The sequence below is a fragment of the Mycolicibacterium parafortuitum genome, from assembly GCF_010725485.1.
GTDB lineage: Bacteria > Actinomycetota > Actinomycetes > Mycobacteriales > Mycobacteriaceae > Mycobacterium.
The window spans coordinates 386,484-409,884 of record NZ_AP022598.1 but is presented as its reverse complement, the minus strand read 5'-3'; the positions used below and the strand labels follow the sequence as shown (position 1 = coordinate 409,884).

Here is a 23,401-nt window from a genome sequence, read left to right as displayed (position 1 = left end):
ATGCCCGAGCAGGTCGACGCCGTCTGGCTGGCGCAGCGACTGCAGGCGACGTCGTCGAAAGACCTGGGGCACAGGCTGACCCGGCTCATCGACGGCGGTGAGCTGCGCCCCGGATCCCACCTGCCGACGATCCGGGACTTCGCCCGCGCCGCCGGGGTCAGCCCCGGCACCGTGATGACCGCGTGGAGCCGGGTCCGAGACAGCGGGCGGCTGCACACCCGTCGCCGCGGCGGCACCGTCGTCGCCGACCCGAACCGGCCGCTGCCCAGCCGCGAGCCCGTGGACTGGCCCGCCGTTGAGCTCGCCCTGGTGACCCCCGATCCGGCGCTGCAGCCCGACCTGACCGCCGCGGTGTCCGAGAGTCTCGTTGCGACAACTGATCTGCACAACCCGGAGCGTGCCTACATCACCGACCGCTTGCGGCGTGCCGTGGAGGGCGGCTGGCCGTTTCCCGCGCAGGGATGGAACTGCGTGGGCGGAGGCACCGAGGCGGTAGTGCTCGCGACCGCCGCGGCGGCGTCCGGCGGGCCCGTCGGCGTCGAAGAACCGGTCAGCCCGGGCTATCTCGACATCCTGCGCCAGCTCGGCATCGAGGCGTTCGGTATCCGCGCCGACGATCAGGGCCCCACGGTGGAAACCGTCTCGGCCGCTGTCCGCCGCGGCGCCACCGCGCTGGTGCTGCAACCCAGCGGCGCTTACGCGATGACCGGCGCGCTGACCGCGGCCCGCGCCCAAGAGCTTTCCGACATCGTCGGCACCGGAGCCTGGGTGGTCGAAGACGACAGCGCCGGCCCGCTGGCGTCCGGTGAACCAGCCTCGCTGGGACACCACCTGCCCGACCGGGTGCTGCGGATCCGCAGCTACTGCAAGGCGTTCGGCATCGACCTGCGCACCGCCGTGCTGGGCGGCAGCGCCGAGCTGATCGAACGCACCGTCCGGCTGCGCAGCTTCGGGATGGCGTCCAACAGCCGCATCCTGCAGAACGCGCTGGCCCACCTGATCGACGACCCGGACATCGGGCTCGCGATGGCCCGCGCCCGCAGCCGCTACCGGCTGCGGCGGCAGTCCGCGCTCGACGCGTTCACCGCCGTCGGACTGCGCGCCACCGCCAGCCCGGACGGCTTCGTCGTCTGGGTCCGGGTGCCCGACGAGACCTCGGCGCTGATCAACCTCGCCCGGCAGGGGATCGTCGCCGCCGCCGGTGCCCGATCGTTCGTCAACGACACCGAAGGGCTGCTGCGCTTCTCGATCCTGCAACTGCCCGAGGAACCCGCCCGGGTCGCCGATCTTGCCACCGCGGTACGCGCGGCGGTGCATTCCGCCGACCGCGAGTACTTCGACTGAATCCGCTACAGCTGCACGCCACGGGTCAGCGCGCCGTCGACGAGCAGGTTGGTGCCGGTGACGAACGCGGCGGCCGGGCTGGACAGGAACACCACCGCGTTGGCGACCTCGCGCGGGGTCGCCATCCGGCCGGTCGGGTTGAGGGCCAGCGCCTCGGCGAACAGTTCCGGGTCGTTCTGCTCGATCGACGGCCACACCCCGCCGGGGAAGTACGTGTTGCCGGGGCTGACGGTGTTGGCGCGCAGGCCCTGCGCGGCGAGTTTGAACGCCAGCCCCTGCGTGTAGTGGATGATCGCGGCCTTCATCGCGCCGTACGGCCCGGCGGCGAAATCGATCTCGCGTCCCGACACGCTCGCGATCGTCACGATCGATCCGGCGTCGGATTCCAGGAGGTAGGGCAGTGCCGCGTCGACCATGCTGACCGTGCCCATCAGGTCGACCTCGAAGGTGGTGCGCCAGTTCTCGTGCGACTCCGGGATCGCCAGCGCGCTGACGTTGGCGACCACGCCGTCGAGGCCGCTGAACATGCCGGCCGCCGCGTTCAGCCACGCGGACACCGCCGCAGCGTCACCGACGTCGACCGCGGCGCCGATCGCGGTGCCCCCGCCTGCGGTCAGTTCCGCCTCTGCCTGCTCCACCGCCTCCGGGGTGCGGGCACAGAACGCGACCGATGCGCCCTCGGCCAGCAGCCCTTCGACGACGGCGCGGCCGATGCCGCGGGTACCTCCGCTGACGGCGAAGCGCCGGCCCGCGAGTCCGAGATCCATGACAATCCTCCTAGTAGTTGACAGAGCCCAAAGACGCTGCCGCCGAGCGCAACTCGGCGTGGATTCCGCCGTAGGCGGGTGCGGGCGGCAGCAGCCGTTTGTCGATCTTGGTGAGGGTGCTGTAGTTGGTGTCGACGACGTTGGCGATCGGGCACAGCGAGATCTGGGTGAGCAACTGGTACGCGTCGTACCGGTCGAGGCCGTACAGTTCGCCGAGCCAGGTGATCATCTCGACCTGACTCGCGCGCCACGCCTCCTCCATCGGGCGGCCCGAGCCGACACACATCAGGTGGGTGTCGGTCTCCAGTCGGGGCCAGGCCGATGTGCCGCCCTTGATCAGGTCGACGATCGCGGTGACGTGCATCGCGCCCTCGACCGCGGTTCCGCACGACTCGCCCTCACCCTGGCGGTAATGGCCGTCGCCGAGCGAGAACAGCGCCCCCGGGACGTTGACGTGCAGATAACACGTTGCACCCGCGGCCATCTCGGGGGTGTCCATGTTTCCGCCGAAGATGTCGGGCACCAGCGAGGTCCGGACCTCCCGCCGGTCGGGTGCGACGCCGATCGTGCCGAGCATCGGGTTGGACGGCAGCGCGACGCTGAATTCGCTGCCGTGCGCGTTGAACGCCAACGTTTTTGCCGCGGAATCGTATTCGTAGATCCAGGTGCGTTCCGGCAGTGCGTCCTGCAACGTGGGGCTGACCGGCACGCTGGTCAGCCCGCCGAAGAACGGGATCAGCGTGGACGCTCCCCATGTGCGCGCCGGTGTCAGATCGACCAGGTGGATGGCCAGGGTGTCGCCGGGCTCGGCGCCCTCGACGTAGAACGGACCGGTCTGCGGGTTCAGATCCGGGGTGTCGAGCACCGCGGACGCAACGTCGGCCGCGCTGGTGATCCGCCCGCCGTAGGCGTCCTCGGCCCACAGCGTCAGCACCGTCTGCGGTTTGATCCGCATCACCGGCTCGGCCCCGCCGAACGTGTACCGGAATTGGTCGGGCGTCGGGATGAAGGTGACGTGCTCCATCCCGCCATCCTTGTCCGGACCCGGCGGGCGCGCAGCGCGGTTGGGAAATTCGGGGGTGGGGGATTGCTCGCGAAATATCATTCCGGGTTGCAGATTTGGGTCTAAGTGCAGCCCGGAATGATATTTCGCGGGAATATTAGGCCTATGGCTGACGAGGCGGGCGCCGGTGAACGGGATTTCAACCAGCGCACCATCGACGAGTTCCGGTCCAACGGCGGCAAGGTCGGCGGCCAGTTCGAAGGATTCCCGCTGCTGCTGCTGACCGCCGTCGGCGCCAAGAGCGGGCAGCCACGAACCACGCCGACCGGGTACTTCGACATCGACGGCCACGTCTACATCGTGGGCTCATCGGCCGGGCGGGACCGGGACCCCGCGTGGGCGTTCAACATTCGCGCGCACCCGGAGGTCACCGTCGAGATCGGCGCGGATCCGCCGAGAACCGCGACCGCGCGGGAGTTGCCCCGCGACGAGCGGGACAGCGTCTACCCGCGCATCGTCGAGCGGGCGCCGGGGTTCGGTGAGTACGAGAAGCGCACCGACCGCGTCATCCCGGTCTTCGAGCTCGTGCTGTCCTGATCGAATACTGCAAAGTCGCGCCGCCCGCCGCAAAAATCTGCTTGCGTGTCAATAGACGTTCGCAGCTAAGGGGCAGAGCCTATGCGCACACGGATATTGCCGCTGCTGGCGGCCGGTCTTCTCGTCGTTGCATGCGCAAACGCCGAGCAGCAGCAAGCAGATACCTCGGACACCGCGGACGCTTCGGAGTCGGTCGAGGCCGAACCCGCGAAGGGCAAGGTCGACCCGGAGCAGGTTCCCGAGGCGCCGCCGGAGGCAGGCGGCACGATGATCGCGACCTACCAGGACACCCAGAGCCCGGACGCGGCCCGGGGCAAGGAACTCCTGGAGGACGACCATGCGCTGGAGGACATGGCCGACGACATCAACCAGACGCTGAACCTGCCCTACGACATCCCGCTGCTGGGGGCGCAGTGCGACCAGGCCAACGCGTTCTGGAGCCCGAGCGACAAGACCATCACCATCTGTTACGAGGACACCTCCAACAGCGAGCGGATCTTCACCGAAGTCGGTGACGCGGACGCGATCGAGTCGGCCATCAACGCCGAATGGGCGACGTTCTATCACGAGGTCGGGCACATGGCGATCACCGTCTACGACCTGCCGGTCACCGGACGCGAGGAGGACGTCGCCGACCAGCTGGCCGCCTACATCCTGCTGACCCCCGGCGACGACGGCCAGATCGACCCGGAGTCGGTGCAGGCGGTCAAGGACTTCGCGCGGGTGTTCGCCGCCACCGGTGCGGCCAATCCTGACGTCGACGACGGTGCGATGGCCGACGTGCACTCACTGGACATGCAGCGCGTCTACAACCTCGTGTGCTGGATCTACGGCTCCAACCCCGACGCCAACGCCGACCTGGTCACCCGAGGGGCCCTCCCCGAGGACCGGGCGGCGGGCTGCCAGGAGGAATGGCAGCAACTCGACCAGGCGTGGTCGACACTGCTGGACCCGTACTTCAAGTAGCTGCCGCGACACCTTCACGTCGCGAGATATCACCCAGGGCTGTGCCCGGGGCCCGAAAAGCGACCCGGAACGATATTTCGCGGTCAGGGGGCTGGGGCGGGGGCGGGCAGCGGCGGGACCGGGGCCGGGGCCGGCGGTGGGGGAGGCGGCGGCGGGTTCAGCAGCCGGACGATGTCGGGTTTCATCGCCTGCAGCTGCGCGCCCCAGTACCCCCAGCTGTGGGTGCCGTTGGGCGGGAAGTTGAAGATCGCGTTGCGCCCGCCCGCGGCGAGGTACTTGTCGCGGAACTCCTTGTTGGTGTTCAGCGTGATCGTCTCCAGGAACCCGGCACTGATGCTGGCCCCGAGGTCACCGCCGGCGTCGAGATCCGATGCGACGCCGTCGCCGCAGTAGACCCACAGCGCGGTGCGGTTGGCCACCAGCCGGTTGATGTTCAGCATCGGATCGGCCCGCTGCCACATCGGCGACCCGGGCTTGCCCCACATGTCGAACGAGTCGAATCCGCCGGCGTCCTGCATCGCGATGTCGATCAGCGACGGCCACATCTTCTGCGACGGCGCCAGATACCCCGACAGCGATGCGGCGAACTTGTACTGGCGTGGATGCCATGCCGCCATCGTCAGCGCCGCGCTGCCCGACATCGACAGCCCCACGACGGCGTTGCCGAACGGATCCTGGCCCCGGTTGGCGGCCAGCCACGTCGGCAACTCGTTGGTCAGGAACGTCTCCCACTTGTAGGTCAGTGTGCCGTCGTTGTTCCTGGCCGGGCGGTACCAGTCGGCGTAGAAACTCGACTGGCCGCCGACCGGCATGATCACCGACACCCCGGACTCGTGGAACCACTCGAACGCGGCGGTGTTGATGTCCCAGCCGCTGAAATCGTCCTGGGCGCGCAGACCGTCGAGCAGCAGCACCGAATGTGGCCCGCCGCCCTGGAATTCGACGCGGATGGTGCGGCCCATCGACGGGGACGGCACGTCGAGCTGTTCGATCGGCAGTCCGGCGCGCGAGAACGCGACCGCCTCCGGCGGCGCGGCCACGGTCAACAGGCCTGCGGCCAGGAGCACCGCGGTGGCGATGCGCGCGAAGAACGTCACGCGCGCGAAGTTACAAGCGCCGCCGTCGCGGGCGGCGGGACGCGCGGGGCGGTGACCGGCTTGTTATCGAGACGTTGTGGTCATCGAGACGCCGCCTCGTGGATCCGGTGCGGGTCCCGCAGCAGCACCGGCGCCTGGGCCATGAACCGCGGGGTGGCGCCGCGGTGCTCGTCGGCGGCGTGCACGGTCAGTGGATGCACGACGTACATGTCGCCGGCGGACCCGGTCGCGTGCGCGACGGGCCGTCGCCGGCTGGCCGGTTCGACCAGTTCGGCCGCGGCGACCGCGTCGAGCCCGCGGTCGCCGAGAGCCGCGGCCGCGTCGCGGTGCGAACCCACGCGGATCCGGGTCGGCGCATCGTCGGCGCCGACGTCGGACAGCAGCGTCAACAGCAGCACCGTGTGCGGGCGCGCACTGACCGTCCAGGTCCCGTCCGGCTGCTGCGTGTTCAGGTCGAGATGCCAGCCGCGGTCCTCGGCGGGCGGGGCCACCGGGAACCGGACCGGAATGTTGCCGAGCGCGCCGCGCGGTATCCACGCACCGGCCCCGCACACGTCGTCCAGTGCGGCGGCAAGTGCCGGGCTGCGGCAGAACTCGCCGAACGGGCCCTGCCCGGTCATGTCGGCCGTCCACACCACCGGCTGCGTCCATGAACCGCGATCGTCGGGGTCGAGCCCGTGATCCCGGTGCAGGCGCGCCCACAGCAGCGCCCGCGCCGCGTCGGCGACCCCGCGCGGAACGGCCGCGGGAATCCTGACGAAACCGTCGGCGACGAACGTATCGACCACGGTCCGAGGGTGGCACGGCCGCGGCGCTGCGGGCCAATGCTTTTCGGGCGCGCCGCGCGTACCGGACGCGCGGACGCCCGCCGTGCGTCATGGTGGACACATGGCGAAACAGAAAGTACCCAGGCCCGGTGACCTGGTGGCCGCCGCGCAGGAGGCGGCCGAGGCCGCGCAGGCCGCCGCCACCAGCGCGCTGCGGATCCCGCCCGCATCGCTCAAACTCGCGGCCGAGATCCCCGACCTGATCGACAATCTGGCCACCGCGACCGAACGGCTGAACCAGGCCGTCGACCGGATGGAGCGCTATCTGGCGCTGGCCGCACCGATGCTGCGCACCATGGACTTGATCCTGCCCCAGCTCGAAGCGCTGGTCGCGACCGGCAACGACGTCTACCGGGCGGTGTCGTCGGTGCCGGGGGTCTCGACGCTGAGCCGCTTCACCGGTCGCGGCGGCGACGAGCCCGCCGGCACGCAGAAGCCGGACCCGAAACCCAAGCGCTAGCGTGGGCGTGTGCAAGCCCCCCGCGCGGAACAGTTGGCCGATCTCGCCGACCTCGTGACGGCCGTGGCCCGCGCGGTGAAGCTCCAGGCGTCCGCGGATCCGGCCGTGCTGGACCTGTCGGTCACCGAGGTGACCGTGCTGCGCTACATCGACCACCATCCCGGCGTCAGCCCCAGTGTGGTGGCCGCAGGCACCGGGTTGCAGCGCAGCAACCTCAGCCGCGCGCTGCGCGATCTGGAGGCCAAAGGGCTGGTGCGACGAACCTCGGACCCCGCCGACAACCGGCAGGCGGTGCTGCGCTCGACCGACCTGGCCGCGGCGAATCTGCAACGCGTGCGGGCGATCTGGGCGCGACTGCTGGACGACGCCCTGGCGGCCTCCGGCGAGAAGCACGACATCGACGCGGCGTTACGACTGCTCAACGCGCTGGAGCGCGGCCTCTACCGTTGAATCAACGGTGAATCAGTCCAGCTCGACCGACATCGGCCGGACACCCCAGATCTCGTCGCAGTACTCCCGGATGGCGCGGTCGGACGAGAACTTGCCGCTGCGCGCGGTATTGCGGATTGACATCCGCGACCACGAGTCGAGATCCAGCCACGCCCGCGACACCTCGTCCTGACAGTCCACGTACGAGCGGTAGTCGGCCAGCACCAGGAACGGGTCGTCGTGGACCAGGTTGTCGACGATCGGGCGCAGCACCTCGGTGTCGCCGTGGGTGAACTCACCGCACGCGATCAACTCCAGCACGCCGGCCAGTTCCGGGTCTCGCTCGATGTAGCTCACCGGACGGTAGCCCTCGGCCTTGACCCGTTCGACCTGACCCTCGGTGAGCCCGAACAGGAAGAAGTTCTCGGCACCGGCCTCCTGGCGGATCTCGACGTTGGCGCCGTCGAGCGTGCCGATCGTCAGCGCGCCGTTGATCATGAACTTCATGTTCCCGGTGCCCGAAGCCTCCTTGCCCGCCGTGGAGATCTGCTCGGACAGGTTCGCCGCCGGATACACCAGATGGGCGTTCTTGACGTTGAAGTTCGGCAGGAACACCACTTTCATGCAGCGGTTGACCTCGGGGTCGGCGTTGATGGTCTCGCCGACCGCGGTGATGAGCTTGATGATCCGCTTGGCCATGAAGTAACCGGGTGCGGCCTTGCCGCCGAAGATGAACGCCCGCGGCGGGATCGTCAGCCCCGGATTGGTCTTCAGCCGCCGGTACAGCGCGATGATGTGCAGCACCATCAGGTGCTGACGCTTGTACTCGTGGATCCGCTTGACCTGCACGTCGAACATCCACGTCGGGTCCAGTTCGATGCCGGTGGCCGAATGCACGTACTCGGCGAGCCGGGCCTTGTTGGCGCGCTTGACCTCCCGCCACCGGGCCCGGAACGCCGGGTCGTCGACGAACGACTCCAGCCCGTGCAGGCGTCCCAGGTCGGTCAGCCAGCCCGGCCCGATCGTGTCGTCGAGCAGGCTGCGCAGCCCCGGATTGGACAGCGCGAGGAACCGCCGCGGCGTCACCCCGTTGGTCACGTTGCCGAACTTCTCCGGCCACAGATCGTAGAAGTCTTTGAGCACACTGCTTTTCAGCAGCTCCGAGTGCAGCGCCGCGACACCGTTGACGGCGTGGCTGCCGACGGTCGCCAGATGCGCCATCCGCACCCGCTTGCCGCCGTCCTCACCGATCAGCGACATCCGGCGCACCCGGTCGTCGTCGCCGGGGAAACGCTCCCGCACCTCGTCGAGGAAACGTTCGTTGATCTCGTAGATCAACTCCAGATGCCGCGGCAGCGCCTCGCCGAACATGCCCAGCGGCCAGGTCTCCAGCGCCTCGGGCAGCAACGTGTGGTTGGTGTAGCCGAACGTGCGCACCGTCAGATCCCAGGCGTCGTCCCACGCCAGCTGGTGCTCGTCGATCAGCAGCCGCATCAGCTCGGCGACCGCGATCGACGGGTGGGTGTCGTTGAGCTGGATCGCCCACTTGTCCGGCAGTGTGTGCAGCGGCAGGTGCGCGCGCCGCAGGTGGATGTTGAGGATGTCCTGCAGCGAGCACGTCACGAAGAAGTACTGCTGCAGCAGCCGCAGCCGCTTCCCGGCCTCGGGCTCGTCGTTGGGGTAGAGCACCTTCGAGACCGTCTCGGAGACGACCTCCTCGTCGACGGCCTTGTAGAAGTCGCCGGTGTTGAACGCCTCCAGCGCGAACGACTCCACCGCCCGCGCGCTCCACAACGTCAGGGTGTTGCACGTGTTCACGCCGTAGCCCTGCACCGGGGTGTCGTAGGAGATGCCCTGCAGCACCCGCTGCGGCACCCAGCGCACCCGCAGCTTGCCGGTCACGTCCTCGTACTGTTCGGTGTGGCCGCCCCAGTTGACGACATAGTTGGCGTCCGGCTTGTCGATCTCCCACGGGTTGCCGTGCACGAGCCAGTTGTCGGTCTTCTCGACCTGCCAGCCGTCGACGATCTCCTGCCGGAAGATGCCGAACTCGTAGCGGATGCCGTAGCCGATCGACGGCCGCTCCAGCGTCGCCAGCGAGTCCAGGTAGCACGCCGCCAGCCGGCCGAGCCCGCCGTTGCCCAGCCCCGGCTCGCCCTCGCAGGCCAAGATCTCGTCCATGTCCTGGCCGAGGTCGGAGAGGGCCTCGCGCGCTTGTTTCTCGATGCCGAGGTTGAGCAGATTGTTACCCAGCTGCGGACCCATCAGGAACTCTGCCGACAGATAGCAGGTGACCTTCGCCGACAGGTCGAGCCAGTCCTGGGTGGTGGCCATCCAGCGCTTCTGCATCCGGTCGCGCACGGCCAGCGACAGCGCGCGGTAGTAATGCTCCGGGGTCAGCGCGGCAGCCGGGCGCGCGATCGAGTACACCAGGTGGTCCTTGACCGCGGCGCGCAGCGCGTCGGCCGTCATGCCCGACCGGGTCTGACCCGTCGGCCCGACCGGGGTGCCGTTGATCTCGACGGAGCTGCTGGCAGGGTTCACCACTGCAGGGTTCACGACATCGGTCACGGGTTCTCCTTTGTCGGCGGCCTGGACTGTCGAAACTAGTACGGACGCGTCATTGTGGCGTCCCAGCGTTTCCGTACCGCGTCAGGAATGTGAACGGCGCGAGGCCCGGCCCGGCGTGGTGCGGTTGCCGAGTCGAATATTGACGCGGTTGACTGTCGGGGTGGGTAGGGGAGCGGACCGAGGGGACGCGCGCAGCGCGGACGACCCCGGTGGTGCCGTCCCGCCCCTGTGGCGGCTGATCGGCTGGACGCTCGCCGTCGGCGCGCTGTGCCTGCTGGTGCGCGGCCTCGTCTACACCGAGCACTGGTCGTATGCGATGGCATGGCCGGCGGTCGCACCGCAACTGGTCGCGCTGCTGACCGCACCGCGCAGGCAGTGGCCGGTGTACCTGGCCGCGCTCGCCGCCGTCCAGATCATCCCGGCGCGCGCCGTGTTCGACCTGACCCCCGAGCTCGGCGTGCTGTCGACGATGGCGACGGCGGTGTTCGCCGCGGCACTGTTGCACCGCGACCAGGACTGGGTCAGCGGGCGCACCGACTCGCTGGGCGGCTGGCAACGGTTCCTGGTGTTCGGGGTGCTGCTGGCGCCGTTGCTAGCCGCCCCGATCGGGATCGCCGGGCTGGTCCTCAACGACGAGATCCCGCTGACCTCGCACGGTCTGCTCCATGCGGCGACGGCGTGGTACCTGACCGAGGCCGTCGGCGTCGCGTTCCTGGTGCCGCTGCTGCTGCGCTGGGACCACTACCTGCGCAGGCACAGCTGGAGCGAGGTGCTGTGGTTCGCGGCGATGACCGCCGCGACCGTCGGGATGTGCGTGGCCTCGGCCACCGAGACCAGCTTCGTGCTGGTGTTCCTGACCGGGCTGCCCGCGCTGCTGGTGCTGATCCGGTCCGGGATCGCGGCGGCGTTCGCCGAGATGGCCGTCGGCGCGTCGCTGGTGCTGGGCACCACGTTCGCCGGCTACGGTCCGTTCGCCGAGTCGTTGGACACCCCCGGCCAGGCGATGATCTCGGCCCAGGTGTTCGTGCTCGGCGCGTTCACGATGGTGGTGCTGGTCGCGGCCGCGCTGGAGGACCGGACGCGGCTGGCCGTGCTCGACAACGCCAGCTACCAGGCCTACGAACTGGTCGCCGAGCTGACCGGTGACGTGGTGATCGTGGTCGACGGCGACGGCAACGTGTTGCGCCGCGCCTCACCCGGTCACGAAATCCTCGACCTGCCGGACGGTCCCCTGACCAAGGAGGCGTGGCTGGCGCAGGTGCATCCCGACGACCAGGCCAGCCGCGCCGGTTTCCCCGAGACCGCCGAGACGGGGCCGTCGGCGCCGTTCCGGATCCGCAAGCGCGACGGCGAGTGGGGCTGGTACGTCGTGCACAGCAGGCGCACTCCCGACGGGCTGACCGTCGCGGTGCTGCGCGATGTGACCCTGGAACGCGAGGTGCAGGACTCGCTGACCGACATGGCCAACACCGACCCGCTGACCGGGCTGGCCAACCGGCGCGGCCTGGCGCAGCGGGCCGCCGAGATCTGGTCGCGTGCCCGCGCGGACGGTGAACAGGTCACCGCGCTGTTCGTCGACCTGGACCACTTCAAGTCGTTCAACGACCTCTACGGCCACCAGGCCGGCGACGTCTGCCTGCGCCGCGTCGCCGACGTGCTGCAGAACCTCGCCGACCCCGAGGTGTGCGTGCCCGCGCGCTACGGCGGTGAGGAGTTCGCGGTGGTGCTGTCCGGCTGCGATGCGCCGCACGAGTTCGCCGACGGGCTGGCCGCCGCGATCCGGGCGCTCAACATCCCGCACCTGGGTTCGGACTCTGGGAGGGTGACCATCAGTGTCGGCGTCGCGACGCTGCGGCCGTGGCGCACCGCGGACACCGACCCGGAGGCGGTGGTGGCCGACCTGCTCGACCGTGCCGACCGGGCGCTGTACGCCGCCAAGGCGCGGGGCCGCAACGCGATCTCGATCTACGCCGACCGGTCAGTCGCCGATCAGGTTGACCACGCCGGCGAACACCCGCGGGAGGCCGCTGGCCGCGGGTACGACGAATGACCGCAGCGGCGAGGTGCAGACGCCCAGCATCGCCGCGGTGATCAACCGGTAGCGCCGGGTGGCGCGGCGCCACTGCGCCTCGTAGTCGGCGGGCCGGTCGGCGGTCACACAGTCGACGAGCAGCCGGGCCGCGGCGAACGACAACCCGAGCCCCTCGCCGGTCAGCGCGTCGACGTAGCCGGCCGCATCGCCGACCAGCAGCACCCGGCCCGCGACGCGGCCGCGCACCCGCTGCCGCAGCGGACCCGCAGCGTGGTCGGCTTCGTGGGCCAGCCCGGCGAGCCGCTCCCGCAGCGCCGGGAATGCGTCGAGGTGCTGGTCGAACCCGCCGCGCCGCGAGGTCAGGATCGCGATGCCGACGCAGTCGTCGGCCACCGGGGTCACGTACGCCTCCCCGGCGCCGGGCACATCGGACCAGTACACCTCGACGAAGTCGCTCCACGGCGCGACCGCGAAATGGCGCTTCAACCCCCAGCGCCGGGGCCCGGACGCGGGCAGCTCCAGTCCCAGCGCGGACCGGATCGGGGAGTGCAGGCCGTCGGCGGCGGCCAGGTAGCGGGCGCGGATCCCGTTGACGCTCACCGAGTCCGCGTCCTGGGTCACCGGGCCCGCCTTGGCGTGCACGAGTTTCACGCCCGCGCGTTCGGCCTCGGTGAGCAGCGCCGCGTGCAGCGTCGTGCGACGTACCCCGAGCCCGCCGCCCGCGGCGAACGGCGCGGTGACGGCGTGGCCGCGGTCGAAGTAGGAGATGCCGCGCAGCGCCCGCCCGGACGGCTGCGCGCCGAGCGCGTCGAGGTGGCGCACCGCGTGCGGCATCAACCCCTCCCCGCACGCCTTGTCGATCGGGCCGGTGCGCTTCTCGATGACGACGGTCTGCAGACCGGCCCTGGCGGCGTGCACCGCGGTGGCCAGACCCGCGGGTCCGCCCCCGGCCACCACCAGGTCGATCATGGCGTCAGCGATTCGAGCGCCTTGTTCTCCACCGAGATCCGCACCCACAGCAGCACCGCGTTCGCGGCGGTGAACACCAGCGCGGTGATCCACGCGGAGTGCACCAGCGGCAGCGCGATGCCCTCGGCGACGACCGCGACGTAGTTCGGGTGCGAGAACAAGCGGTACGGCCCGCGGGTGACGCGCCCGGCGTTCGGGACCACGACGACGCGGGTGTTCCACTGGTGCCCGAGCGTCGTGATGCACCACCAGCGCAGGATCTGGGCGGCCACCGCGACGGCGAACATCGACCAGCCCAATGCCGGGATGAACTCGCGGTGCGCGGCCTCGACGAGGCAACCGACCAGCAGCCCGGTGTGCAGCACCACCATGACGGGGTAGTGGCCCGCGCCGAACTCGACGCCGCCGTGCGCCCGGCTCCACTTCAGGTTGCGTTGCGAGACGACGAGTTCGGCGACGCGTTCGACCGCGACCGCGGCGATCAGCAGGGTGTAAGCGAGCATGGCCGGTTCCTCACCGCCACCGCAGCAGGACCAGCTCGGAGCAGAAGCCCGGCCCCATCGCCATCAGCAGCCCGGGCCCACCGGGCGGGGGATTCTTGGCGCGGGTGTCGCGCAGGATGTGCAGCACCGACGACGACGAGAGGTTGCCGACCTCGGCGAGCGAGCGCCAGGACAGTTCCAGCGCGTCGTCGCCGAGATGCAGTGCCGCGGTGATCGCCTCCATCACCTTCGGGCCGCCCGGATGCGAGATCCAGGTCGCGATGTCGCCGACGGCGAGGTCATGGTCGCCGAGAAAACCGGCCATGTCGTCGGGGAGATAGCGTTCGATCAGCTCGGGCAGATCCGGTGACAGGATCAGCTGGAAGCCGTTGTGGTTCACCGACCAGCCCATGATGTCGAGGGAATCGGGATACATCCGGCTGCGCGTGTCGAGCACCTCGGGACCTTCCGCGCCCAGGGTGTCCGCCCGCTGCTGCCCGACCGCGATCACCGCTGCCGCGCCATCGCCGAACAGCGCGCTGCCGACCAGGCTGCCGATCGTCGGCTCCAGTGCCGGGCGGGTCAGCGAGCACAGCTCGACCGAGACCAGCGCGGCCACCTGACCGGGTGCACCGCGCAGGTAGTCGTGCATGCGGGCGATGCCCGCCGCACCCGCCACACATCCGAGACCGAACAACGGGATCCGTTTGATGTCGGGCCGCAGCCCGAGCCGGCCGGCGATGCGGGCGTCCAGCGACGGCACCGCGATCCCGGTGACCGTCGTCGTCATGATCATGTCGAGATCGGCCGGCGCCAGGCCGGCCTCGTCGAGCGCGGCGGTCAGTGCCGCGCAGCCGAGTTCGACGGCGTGCTCGATGTACAGGTCGTTCGCCGCGCCGAAATCGAGCAGGTCGGGATACTGCTCCAGCGGCAGCACCAGATGGCGGGCGTCGACCTTGGCGTTGGTGTGCAGGCTGCGCAGCACGTCGCCGACACCGGCGAACGCGGGCACGGCGAGGAAGGCCTCGGTGACCTCGACCTGGGTGTATCTGTGCGGGGGCAGGGCGCCTTGGACGCCCGCGATGACACTGGTGCTCATGTGACGACCTGCTCTGTCTGTTCAGTTGTGGCGGTGTTGGCGGGAGTCTTGAGGCTGGGCTCTTCGGTGAAGCCGAGGCGTTCGTGCACACGTTTGAGAAATGCTGGCGCCCACCAGTTCACGCCGCCCATCAGGTGCATGAACGCCGGGACGAGCACCATCCGCACCAGCGTCGCGTCGACGAGGACGGCCAGGGTCAGACCGAGGCCGAACATCCGCATGAACGACACGTGGGCGGCGATCAACGCGGCGAAACTGATCGACATGATCAGTGCCGCGGCGGTGATGATGCGTCCGGTGTGGGCGATGCCGAGGGCCACCGCCTCGTCGTTGTCGTGGCCGTAGTTACGGAACTCGCGGATGCGCGCCACCAGGAAGACCTCGTAGTCCATCGACAAGCCGAACGCGATGCAGAACAACAGCACCGGCATGTTGGCCACCAGCGTGCCGGTGGAGGTGGTCCCGAGCCCGGCCAGGTGGCCGTCCTGGAAGATCCACACCAGCGCGCCGAACGCGGCGGTCAGCGAAAGCATGTTCAGCACAAGGGCTTTGATCGGTACGACGACGCTACCGGTGAGCAGGAACAGCAGCACGAACATGATCACCGCGATCAGCCCGAGCACCAGCGGCATCTTCGAGGTGATCGCGTCGACGCTGTCGCGATTGATCTGCGCGGTGCCGGTCATCTGGACGTCGCGCCCACCCGGGCCCGGTACGGCATGCAATCGGTCGAGCTGGACCTCCGACGCGTCGGAGAACAGCGGTGCCGAGCTCGTGACGGTCAGGAACACGCTGCCGTCGCGTTCACCGGCCGGCGCGGACGGCGGCCCGGCCTGGGCGCCGTCGACGAACGTGCCCGTCGGCGCCGACACCGCCGGAACGTCGGGCACCCGGGACAGTTCGGCGGCGTAGGTGGACAGGTCCTCCGGGGTCAGCCCGGCCGCGTCGGGCACCACGACGGTGACATTGGTGTCGGTGTTGTCGGCGAATTCGGTGCGCAGCTGATCGCCGACCTGATGTGCCGACGCCGACGCGGGCAACACCCGGTCGTCGGGGAAGCCCCATTTCACCCCCAGGAACGGGACGCCGAGCACCAGCAGCAGGGTCACCACGGCGAGGCCGAGCGGCAACGCGCGGCGCATCACCGACCTGGCGCAGCGGTACCAGAACCGCTGCTCGACCGGCACCGGTCGCGGGTCGGGCCTGCGCAGCACGCGGCGGGCCAGCTTGTGCACGTCGAGGGAGTTCACCCGGTCACCGAGCAGCGCGAGCGCGGCGGGGGTGACGATGACCGCCGAGGCGGCCGCGAACGCGACCGTGGCCACCCCGGCGTAGGCGAACGATTTGAGGAAGTGCATCGGGAACAGCACCATGGCCGACATCGACAGCGCGACCGTCGTCGCCGAGAAGATCACCGTGCGGCCCGCGGTCGTCATCGTGCGCCGGATCGCCTCCGGGCGCGCCGCGCCGGCGGCCAGTTCGTCGCGGTAGCGCGACAGGATCAGCAGGGTGTAGTCGATGGCCAGCGCCAGCCCCATCGCGGTGGCCAGGTTCAGCGCGAAGATCGACACGTCGGTGGCGTAGGTGACCAGCCGCAGCACCGCCATGGCGCCGACGATCGCCATCCCGCCGATGGCGACCGGTAGCGCGGCCGCGACCAGGCCGCCGAACACCCAGACCAGCACCAGGAAGCTCAGCGGGATGGCCAACCCCTCCATCACCAGCAGATCGCGCTGGGACTGTTCGGTGATCTGCACGTTGACCATCGCGGTTCCGCCGGTGCGCACCACGATGCCGTCCCGGTCGCGGGTGACCCGGTCGGAGATCTCCTTGGCGTAGGTCTGTTGCTGGGCTTCGGTGCCGGTGATCCCGGCGACGATCAGGGCCGCGGTGCGGTCGCGGCTGACCAGGTCGGCGGCTCCGGCCGGCGGCGCCGACCACGGCGAGGACACCTCTGCGACGTGCGGGTCGGCCTTGAGGTCCTCGACGATGCCGGTGCCGACGTCGTGCACCGCGGGAGCGTCGATCCCGTCGGGGGACGACACCACGATCAGCATCTGGACGTCGCCCTGGCCGAACTTGTCGGTCAGCAGACTCGCGGCGTGCGCGGACTGTGAACCCGGGTCGGAGAATCCGCTCGGCGACAGGTCCTTGGCGACGGGCAGGCCGAAGACCGCCATCGCGGCGGTCAGTATCGCCGCGGCGAGAAGGATGCGCCGTGGCGCGGAGAGGGCCCAGAGGGCGATCCGATCGAGCAGCGCAGTCTCCGTCCGAGAGAAGGATGCTTTATTGAACGACACGGAGTACCTCCCGCGGAGGTTCACCTTCGCGCGCTGACGCGCGGTCGCGCCGTCGTGGCGTCCTTCATGGCGACGGCACGGGGCCGTCTATTGACATGATCGTCGATATGGGGCGCGGATCTAGGGCATTTCGAAGTGCTGATAGTCCAGCGGGCTGCGCCAGTGCCCGCCCCAACCCCAGCCGCGGTCGGTGAACGCCGTCACCGCGGGGTCCCCGTCGCGCAGCATGCCGGGGTCGGTGCGGGCGCGGTCGACCCACGGACCGGCGTTGGCCGGTTCGTAGGCGCCGCCGGCCGGGACATACGGGTTGAGTTTCGGGTTGACGTCGATCGCGCGGCCGTACGCATGCCACGACCAGCTGCTCGAGCCCGGGATGCCGCGGCAGTTGAACGCCGAGGTGTTGTTGTCGCGCATCGACAACTCGTCGTCACCGCCCGGATAGGCCGCGACGGTGCGCATCCGTTCGATCGGATAGCGCAGCTCGTGCAGCGCCGCGAACACCTCGATGACCTCGTCGGTGAGGTCGCGGTGTACCACCAGCTCGCCGCGGTGGGTCTGGCCGTCGAAACCCCAGTAGTCGAGTTCGACGCGCCGAAGCTCGTCCGGGCCGGCCGGGCAGCCAGGCCGCCAGGTGTCCCCGAGTTCGGCGGCGGTGACCGGATGGACCGCGGGCCGCGGGGCGGGGTCCGGCACTGTTTTGTCCGGCACTGGGGTGAGGCGGCGGATCGTCTCCGGCGGGAGCGGGGCGGGTTCGGCGGCGGATCGGGAGGCCGGTTGAGCCGGGCGGGGCGACTCGGGCGCCGGCGTGCACGACACCAGCAGGGCCGCCGCGAGTGCCGCCGCCGGCACCGACGCGAAGGGGCGTCCGATCCTCACGGTCGCCAAGCTACCAACGCCCGGATTCGTGGTTAGTGGCCCTAATCGATTCTGTTAGTTGGGCTTTCGAAATTGACGGTTACATCACAACATGGCGATCCTCGGTGTGACTTACGCCATCGTCAGGTTATATTGTGTCCGTCATCACAGAGAGGACGTGTCATGGTTGGAATCGGTGACAGCGCAATGGTCCCGCAGCCTGTCGACTCGCCCCGCGCCGGGCACCCGTCCGGGCAGGTCAACTGGGCGCTGGCGTTCTTGATGATGATGCTGCTGATCGCCGCGATCGCCGGTGTGGTGGTCGCGCTGTTCAGCGGTATGCCCACGCTCGCGCTGGTGATCGCGCTGGTCACCGGCGCCGTCTTCGCCGGGGTCGCCTGCTAGATCTGGCCGTGCCGGGGCGGCCGGGTACCGGAGAGCGTGTACCGGCCGATGTGCTGCACCTTCCACCGCGTCGGGTCGTGCAGCGTGTGCGTCCGCGCGTCCCGCCAGTACCGCGACAGGTTGGCCGAGGCGCCCGCGCTGCGGGTGCCGCCCAACTCGAACAGCGACGTCGAGGCCTCCAGGCACGCCCGCACCGCCGCGACCTTGGCCGCCGCGACCGCGATCGAGGCCTCGGCCGCCGAATCCTCCGTCAGTTCCGCCGTGGCCGCGTCCAGCGTGCGCGCCGCCTCGGCCAGCAGGGCCTGCGCTGCGCGCACCGTGACCGTCAGCTCCCCGGCGACCGAGATCAGCGTCGGGTCGTCGACCGCCGCCGTCACCGCCGCCTCGAAGTGCGGCCGGGCCTTCGCGACCTGCGCGACACCGGCCTCCAGCGCGCCGGTCGCGATACCGACGTCGATCGCGGCATGCCACAGCTGCGCCCGCGCCCCGTAGGTGGTCGGCACCGTGAAGATCGGCGAGAACGGCACCACCTGCTCGGCGGCTACCGCGACACCGTCGAGGGTCACCGTCCCGGACGCAGTGGTGCGCTGCCCCATGCCGTCCCAGTCGTCGACGATGTCGAGGCCGGCCGCCTCGCGCGGCACGAACGCGACGGCCTTCGGTGTCTTGTTCGTCGGCACCGCACCGGATCCGTCACACAGGGAGGCGCGCACCACCACCCAGTCGGCGAACAACGCGCCCGTCGAGTAGAACTTGCGGCCCGTCAGCGTGTAGCCGTCGGCGCCGCGGACCAGCCTGGTGGTGTCGACGTCGACGGTGTGCGGCCCACGTTCGGACTGCGCGTTGGCCAGCAGCGCGCCGTCGATTACCCGCCGATAGAAGATCCGCTGCTGGTCGGGGGAGCCCTGCAGCCGCAGCGCCTCCAGAAAAACGAAGTGCGAGTGCGGAATCTGTGACAACGACGGGTCGGCGTGCGCGAACAATCGGAACACCTCGGCCAGCACCGTCGCGGACACGTCGAGACCGCCGTACTCGCGCGGCACCGACAGCGCCAGCAGTCCGGATTCCTTGAGCGCCTTGATCTGATCGTGCGGCAACTCGCGGTCGGCGTCGCGGGTCGCGGCGTCGACGGCGAATCCAGCGGCCAGATCACGGGCGACGGCGAGTGCCTCGTCCGCCGACGCCGGTGTCACCGGGGTGCTCCGACAAACGGGATCGACGCCGGCGCACCGGATCTCACATCAGCGTCGAACAGCCCGCGCTCGCGCAGCAGCGGGACCACACCCTCGCCGAGCCAGTAGAGCTCCTCCAGATGTGGATAGCCGGAGAAGATGAACTCGTCGATGCCGACCTCGACGTACTCGGCGATCCGCTCGGCGACCTCGGTGTGACTGCCCACCAGCGCGGTGCCCGCGCCGCCGCGCACCAGGCCGACCCCGGCCCACAGGTTCGGTGCGACCTCCAGTGAGCGGGCGTCGTGCCAGCTGCCGTTCTCGCGGTGCGCCTCGTGCAGCGCGAGCATCCGCTTCTGACCCTCGGATTGGCTGCGGCTCAAGCCTTCCTGCGCCGTGCGTACGGTCTGCTCGTCGAGCGCGCCGACGAGCCGGTCGGCCTCGGCCCACGCCGCGTCGGCGGTGTCGCGGGTGATCACGTGCAGCCGGATACCGAACCGCACCTGCCTGCCCTCCGCGGCCGCCGCCCGCCGGATCCAGTCCACCTTCTCGGCCACCGCGGCCGGTGGCTCCCCCCAGGTGAGGTACACGTCGGCGTGGCGCGCCGCGACCGGACCCGCGGCGGCCGAACTGCCGCCGAAGTACAACGGCGGCACCGGATTCGGCAGCGTCGCCAGCGAGGCGTCCTCGACCTGGATGTGCTCGCCGTCCAACGACACCGTCTGCCCGTCCCACAGCCGGCGCACCACGTCGAGGAATTCGTCGGCGCGCGCGTAGCGGCCGTCCTTGTCGAGATGATCGCCGAACGCGCGCTGCTCGTGCGCCTCGCCGCCGACCACGACGTTGAGCAGGATCCGCCCCGGCGCGTGTCGGGCGAACGTCGCGGCCATCTGCGCCGACAGTGTCGGGCTGACCAGGCCGGGACGGAATGCGACCAGGAACCCGAGCGACGTCGTCTCCCGCGCCAGCAGCGCCGCGGTGATGAACGCGTCCTCGCACCAGGCCCCGGTCGGGATCAGCGCACCGGTGAAGCCGAATGTCTCGGCGGCCCGCACGATCGAGGCGAGGTAGTCGATGGACGCGTCCCGATCGCCGTGCGCCGCGCCGACCGGGGTGCCGTGCCCGCCTCCGACGATGAGCCGGCTGTCGCCGTAGGTCGGAAGGAACCAGTGCAGCTTGATCGCGTGGGTCACCGCGGGATAGTGCCCCCCACCGGCGGCCAAGTCACGGGTTTACCTCACGGCGACTTTTTCTCGCGAGGTGGCGGCTAGAAGCCGAGACGCAACCCGACGGCCTTGGCGGCCTCGACCACCAGGAAGATCACCACCGAGAACGCCAGCCCGACCAGCCAGCCCAGCATCGGGATCGGCGCGGAGTGGAACCACGCGTGCATGAACGGCGTGTAGATGAAGACCAGCTGCAGAACCACCAGCGCCGCAGCCATCCGCCACACCCACGGATTGCCGCGCAGCACCGCCGGGCGCAGGCTCGTCGAGCTGACGAACCGGCAGTTGAACAGGTAGGCCAGCTGCCCCAGCGCGAGCATGTTCACCGCCGCGGTCTGCGCCACCGGGAGCGAATAGCCGGCGGTCAGCCCGAGGAAGTACACGGCCAGCGCCGCACCGGCGACCAGCACCGACACCAGCGCGATCATCGATACGTCCGCCAGACGCACCACCGGTTGGCCAGCCGGTCGCGGCGGCCGCGACATCAGCCCGTCCTCGGCGTTCTCGAAGACCAGGGCCAGCGCCAGGGTCACGCCCGTCACCAGGTTGACCCACAGGATCTGCACGGGCTGCAGCGGTAGCGCGAACCCGAACAACACCGCCACGAGGATGACCAGCGACTGAGAACCGTTGGCGGGCAACAGGAACAACACCGACTTGCGGATGTTGTCGTAGATCCGGCGGCCCTCCTCGACCGCTCGTTCGATGGTCGCGAAGTTGTCGTCGGCCAGCACGATGCCCGCCGCCTCTTTGGTGGCCTCGGTGCCCTTGACCCCCATCGCCACCCCGATGTCGGCGCGGGTCAGGGCCGGTGCGTCGTTGACACCGTCCCCCGTCATCGCCACCACCTGGCCTTCGGCCTGTAGCGCGCTGACGATGCGGATCTTGTGCTCCGGGCTGGTCCGCGCGTAGACGTCCACCTCGCCGACGGCCTCCCGCAGTCGAGGTTGACTCATCGCCTGCAGCTCGGCGCCGGTAAGGGCCCGAACTTCGGTGCTCTCGACGATGCCCATCTCGTGCGCGATGGCCTTCGCGGTGCCGACGTGATCGCCGGTGATCATCTTCACCCGGATACCGGCGCTGTGGCAGTTCGCGATCGCGTCGACCGCCTCGGGGCGGGGTGGGTCGACGATGCCGACCACGCCGAGGAACTCGAGGCCGTCCTCGACCTCGCCGAAGCCGACCTCGTCACCGCCGTGGTGCGCGCGGCGCGCCGCGGCCAGCACCCGCAGACCCCGGTGGCTGAGCTCGTCGATGCGCGCGCGCCAGAAGGTGGCGTCCAGCGGTTCGGTGACCCCGCCGCGCAGCTGGGTGGCCGACCGGTCGAGCAGCCGGTCCGGCGCGCCCTTCACGTGCAGCCACCGCCCGCCGTCGGGGTCCTCGTCGAGGGTGACCATGAACTTGTGCGCCGAATCGAACGGGATCTCGGCGACGCGGCGCATCGGTGTGTCCAGCCCGGCCTTATGGGCCAGCGCGCGCAGCGCGCCCTCGGTGGGTTCCCCGACCACCCGCCAGTGCCCGTCGACCTCGGTGAGCCGGGCGTCGTTGCACAGCGCCATCACGTGAACGAGTGCGCCCAGGTCCGGGTGGTCGGTCAGCGAGACGGCGACGCCGTCGATCTCGATGTCGCCGTGCGGGGCGTAGCCGGCGCCGGTGACGTCGTAGACGTGGCGGGCGGTGACCACGGTGCGGGCCGTCATCTCGTTGCGGGTCAGCGTCCCCGTCTTGTCCGAACAGATCACGGTGACCGACCCCAGCGCCTCGACGGCGGGCAGTTTGCGGGTGATCGCGTTGCGCCGCGCCATCTGCTGCACGCCGAGCGCCAGCGTCACGGTCACCACGGCGGGCAGACCCTCCGGGATCGCGGCCACCGCGAATCCGATCGCCGCCGAGATGAGCTCCTCGATGGTGAACTGGTGGATGAGCCTGCCGATGATCAGCATCGCCGCGGCCATCGCCAGGATCAGCACCGACAGCTGGCGGCCGAACTGCTCCAGCTTGCGGGTCAGTGGCGTGTCGATCCTCTCGACCTCGGAGATCATCGTCTGGATGCGGCCGATCTCGGTGGCGGTGCCGGTGGCGGTGACGACACCGACGCCGGTGCCCGCGGCCACGATGGTGCCCGAGTAGACCATCGACGTGCGGTCGCCCAGGCCGGCGTCGGATTCGACATGGGTGACGTCCTTGGCCGTCGGCACCGACTCACCGGTCAGCGCCGATTCCTCGACCCGCAGGTTGTTGACCTCCAGCAGCCGCAGGTCGGCCGGCACACGGTCACCGGAGCCGATCCGCACCACATCCCCGGGTACCAGGGTTTCGGCGTCGACGTTGGTCCACTGGCCGTCGCGCAGCACCCGGGCCGACACCGACAGCATCTCGCGGATGCTGTCGAGTGCCCTCTCGGCCTTGCCCTCCTGCAGGTAGCCGACGACGCTGTTGATGATCGCGACCGCACCGATGACCGCGGCGTCGATCCAGTCGCCGAGGATCGCCTTCAGGACGGCGGCCGCGACGAGGATGTAGATCAACACGTTGTTGAACTGCGCGAGGAACAGCCTCACCGGTGAGCGGTGCGGCGGTGCGGGCAGCCGGTTGGGGCCCGTCCTGGCCAGCCGGGCGGCGGCCTCGGCAGAGGAGAGCCCGTCCGCACTGGTCTGCAGCGCCGCGAGGATGTCGACCCGGCTGCGCGCGTGGGCGAGGCCGGCGAAATCACCGTCCCCGGAGCTTGACGGCCGGGCTTCGGAGACGTTTCCCTCGCGCGTCATGCTCCGATGCTGTCGCCGTGCCGCCCGCGGCGCAA

At 70.1% G+C, this 23,401-nt stretch carries 20 protein-coding genes; 7 read left to right on the top strand and 13 right to left on the bottom strand.

The features are described 5' to 3' along the window. Complete coding sequence (locus tag NTM_RS01915; protein ID WP_163765265.1) at positions 1-1,344, top strand: aminotransferase class I/II-fold pyridoxal phosphate-dependent enzyme; 1,344 nt, start codon at positions 1-3, stop codon at positions 1,342-1,344. Between the two features lie 5 nt (positions 1,345-1,349). Here the strand turns inward: NTM_RS01915 and NTM_RS01910 are convergent, their stop codons facing one another. After that, a complete protein-coding gene (locus NTM_RS01910; RefSeq protein ID WP_163765264.1) occupies positions 1,350-2,111 on the bottom strand; it encodes an SDR family NAD(P)-dependent oxidoreductase in 762 nt (253 codons plus the stop codon). Between the two features lie 10 nt (positions 2,112-2,121). After that, positions 2,122-3,135: an acetamidase/formamidase family protein gene (locus tag NTM_RS01905; RefSeq protein ID WP_104862062.1), complete on the bottom strand. Its 1,014-nt coding sequence runs from the start codon at positions 3,133-3,135 to the stop codon at positions 2,122-2,124. Between the two features lie 144 nt (positions 3,136-3,279). Here NTM_RS01905 and NTM_RS01900 point away from each other — a divergent pair, with 144 nt between their 5' ends. Together NTM_RS01900 and NTM_RS01895 are read left to right on the top strand one after the other, a co-directional pair. After that, positions 3,280-3,711 carry a nitroreductase family deazaflavin-dependent oxidoreductase gene (locus NTM_RS01900; RefSeq protein ID WP_163765263.1) on the top strand — a complete coding sequence of 144 codons (432 nt, stop codon included), beginning with the start codon at positions 3,280-3,282 and terminating at the stop codon, positions 3,709-3,711. 81 nt (positions 3,712-3,792) lie between these two features. After that, a complete protein-coding gene (locus NTM_RS01895; RefSeq protein WP_163765262.1) occupies positions 3,793-4,677 on the top strand; it encodes a DUF4344 domain-containing metallopeptidase in 885 nt (294 codons plus the stop codon). An 83-nt stretch (positions 4,678-4,760) separates the two neighbouring features. On the opposite strand, the gene NTM_RS01890 is transcribed toward NTM_RS01895, so the two are convergent. Both NTM_RS01890 and NTM_RS01885 read right to left on the bottom strand, forming a co-directional pair. Next, on the bottom strand, positions 4,761-5,774 hold the full coding sequence (locus tag NTM_RS01890; RefSeq protein WP_163765261.1) for an esterase family protein: 1,014 nt from the start codon (positions 5,772-5,774) through the stop codon (positions 4,761-4,763). 80 nt (positions 5,775-5,854) lie between these two features. Further along, a complete protein-coding gene (locus NTM_RS01885) occupies positions 5,855-6,562 on the bottom strand; it encodes a phytanoyl-CoA dioxygenase family protein (protein ID WP_163765260.1) in 708 nt (235 codons plus the stop codon). A gap of 100 nt (positions 6,563-6,662) precedes the next feature. Between NTM_RS01885 and NTM_RS01880 the strand changes: the two genes are divergently transcribed. Together NTM_RS01880 and NTM_RS01875 are read left to right on the top strand one after the other, a co-directional pair. Further along, positions 6,663-7,061 carry a hypothetical protein gene (locus NTM_RS01880; protein WP_163765259.1) on the top strand — a complete coding sequence of 133 codons (399 nt, stop codon included), beginning with the start codon at positions 6,663-6,665 and terminating at the stop codon, positions 7,059-7,061. 9 nt (positions 7,062-7,070) lie between these two features. Further along, positions 7,071-7,511 (top strand): MarR family winged helix-turn-helix transcriptional regulator, encoded by a 441-nt coding sequence (locus NTM_RS01875; RefSeq protein ID WP_163765258.1) that lies wholly within the window; start codon positions 7,071-7,073, stop codon positions 7,509-7,511. 12 nt (positions 7,512-7,523) lie between these two features. Here NTM_RS01875 and NTM_RS01870 read toward each other — a convergent pair whose 3' ends face one another. Continuing rightward, a complete protein-coding gene (locus NTM_RS01870; RefSeq protein WP_163765257.1) occupies positions 7,524-10,061 on the bottom strand; it encodes a glycogen/starch/alpha-glucan phosphorylase in 2,538 nt (845 codons plus the stop codon). Between the two features lie 160 nt (positions 10,062-10,221). Here NTM_RS01870 and NTM_RS01865 point away from each other — a divergent pair, with 160 nt between their 5' ends. Then, positions 10,222-12,111 (top strand): sensor domain-containing diguanylate cyclase, encoded by a 1,890-nt coding sequence (locus NTM_RS01865; protein WP_163765256.1) that lies wholly within the window; start codon positions 10,222-10,224, stop codon positions 12,109-12,111. Here the strand turns inward: NTM_RS01865 and NTM_RS01860 are convergent. The 5 genes from NTM_RS01860 to NTM_RS01840 all read right to left on the bottom strand — a co-directional run bounded on the left by NTM_RS01860 (position 12,040) and on the right by NTM_RS01840 (position 17,819). Further along, a complete protein-coding gene (locus NTM_RS01860; RefSeq protein ID WP_163765255.1) occupies positions 12,040-13,062 on the bottom strand; it encodes an NAD(P)/FAD-dependent oxidoreductase in 1,023 nt (340 codons plus the stop codon). The two genes, NTM_RS01865 and NTM_RS01860, sit on opposite strands and share 72 nt — an antisense overlap. After that, positions 13,059-13,565, bottom strand: a complete 507-nt coding sequence (locus NTM_RS01855; RefSeq protein WP_163765254.1) for an isoprenylcysteine carboxyl methyltransferase family protein — start codon at positions 13,563-13,565, stop codon at positions 13,059-13,061. Before NTM_RS01855 ends, NTM_RS01860 begins: the two co-directional genes overlap by 4 nt. A 10-nt stretch (positions 13,566-13,575) precedes the next feature. Then, on the bottom strand, positions 13,576-14,643 hold the full coding sequence (locus NTM_RS01850) for a type III polyketide synthase (protein ID WP_163765253.1): 1,068 nt from the start codon (positions 14,641-14,643) through the stop codon (positions 13,576-13,578). Then, complete coding sequence (locus NTM_RS01845; protein ID WP_163769339.1) at positions 14,640-16,901, bottom strand: MMPL family transporter; 2,262 nt, start codon at positions 16,899-16,901, stop codon at positions 14,640-14,642. The genes NTM_RS01850 and NTM_RS01845 overlap by 4 nt, the downstream gene beginning before the upstream one ends. 162 nt (positions 16,902-17,063) lie before the next feature. After that, positions 17,064-17,819, bottom strand: a complete 756-nt coding sequence (locus NTM_RS01840; RefSeq protein WP_232079589.1) for a M15 family metallopeptidase — start codon at positions 17,817-17,819, stop codon at positions 17,064-17,066. A gap of 162 nt (positions 17,820-17,981) precedes the next feature. Between NTM_RS01840 and NTM_RS01835 the strand changes: the two genes are divergently transcribed. After that, positions 17,982-18,203 (top strand): hypothetical protein, encoded by a 222-nt coding sequence (locus NTM_RS01835; protein ID WP_163764951.1) that lies wholly within the window; start codon positions 17,982-17,984, stop codon positions 18,201-18,203. Here NTM_RS01835 and NTM_RS01830 read toward each other — a convergent pair. The 3 genes from NTM_RS01830 to NTM_RS01820 all read right to left on the bottom strand — a co-directional run bounded on the left by NTM_RS01830 (position 18,200) and on the right by NTM_RS01820 (position 23,366). Next, positions 18,200-19,396: an SfnB family sulfur acquisition oxidoreductase gene (locus tag NTM_RS01830; RefSeq protein ID WP_163765252.1), complete on the bottom strand. Its 1,197-nt coding sequence runs from the start codon at positions 19,394-19,396 to the stop codon at positions 18,200-18,202. The two genes, NTM_RS01835 and NTM_RS01830, sit on opposite strands and share 4 nt — an antisense overlap. After that, entirely contained in the window at positions 19,393-20,568 is a 1,176-nt protein-coding gene (locus NTM_RS01825) for an LLM class flavin-dependent oxidoreductase (RefSeq protein WP_163765251.1), read from the bottom strand. Before NTM_RS01825 ends, NTM_RS01830 begins: the two co-directional genes overlap by 4 nt. A gap of 74 nt (positions 20,569-20,642) precedes the next feature. Continuing rightward, complete coding sequence (locus NTM_RS01820) at positions 20,643-23,366, bottom strand: cation-translocating P-type ATPase (RefSeq protein WP_163765250.1); 2,724 nt, start codon at positions 23,364-23,366, stop codon at positions 20,643-20,645. Between the last annotated feature and the right edge of the window lie 35 nt (positions 23,367-23,401).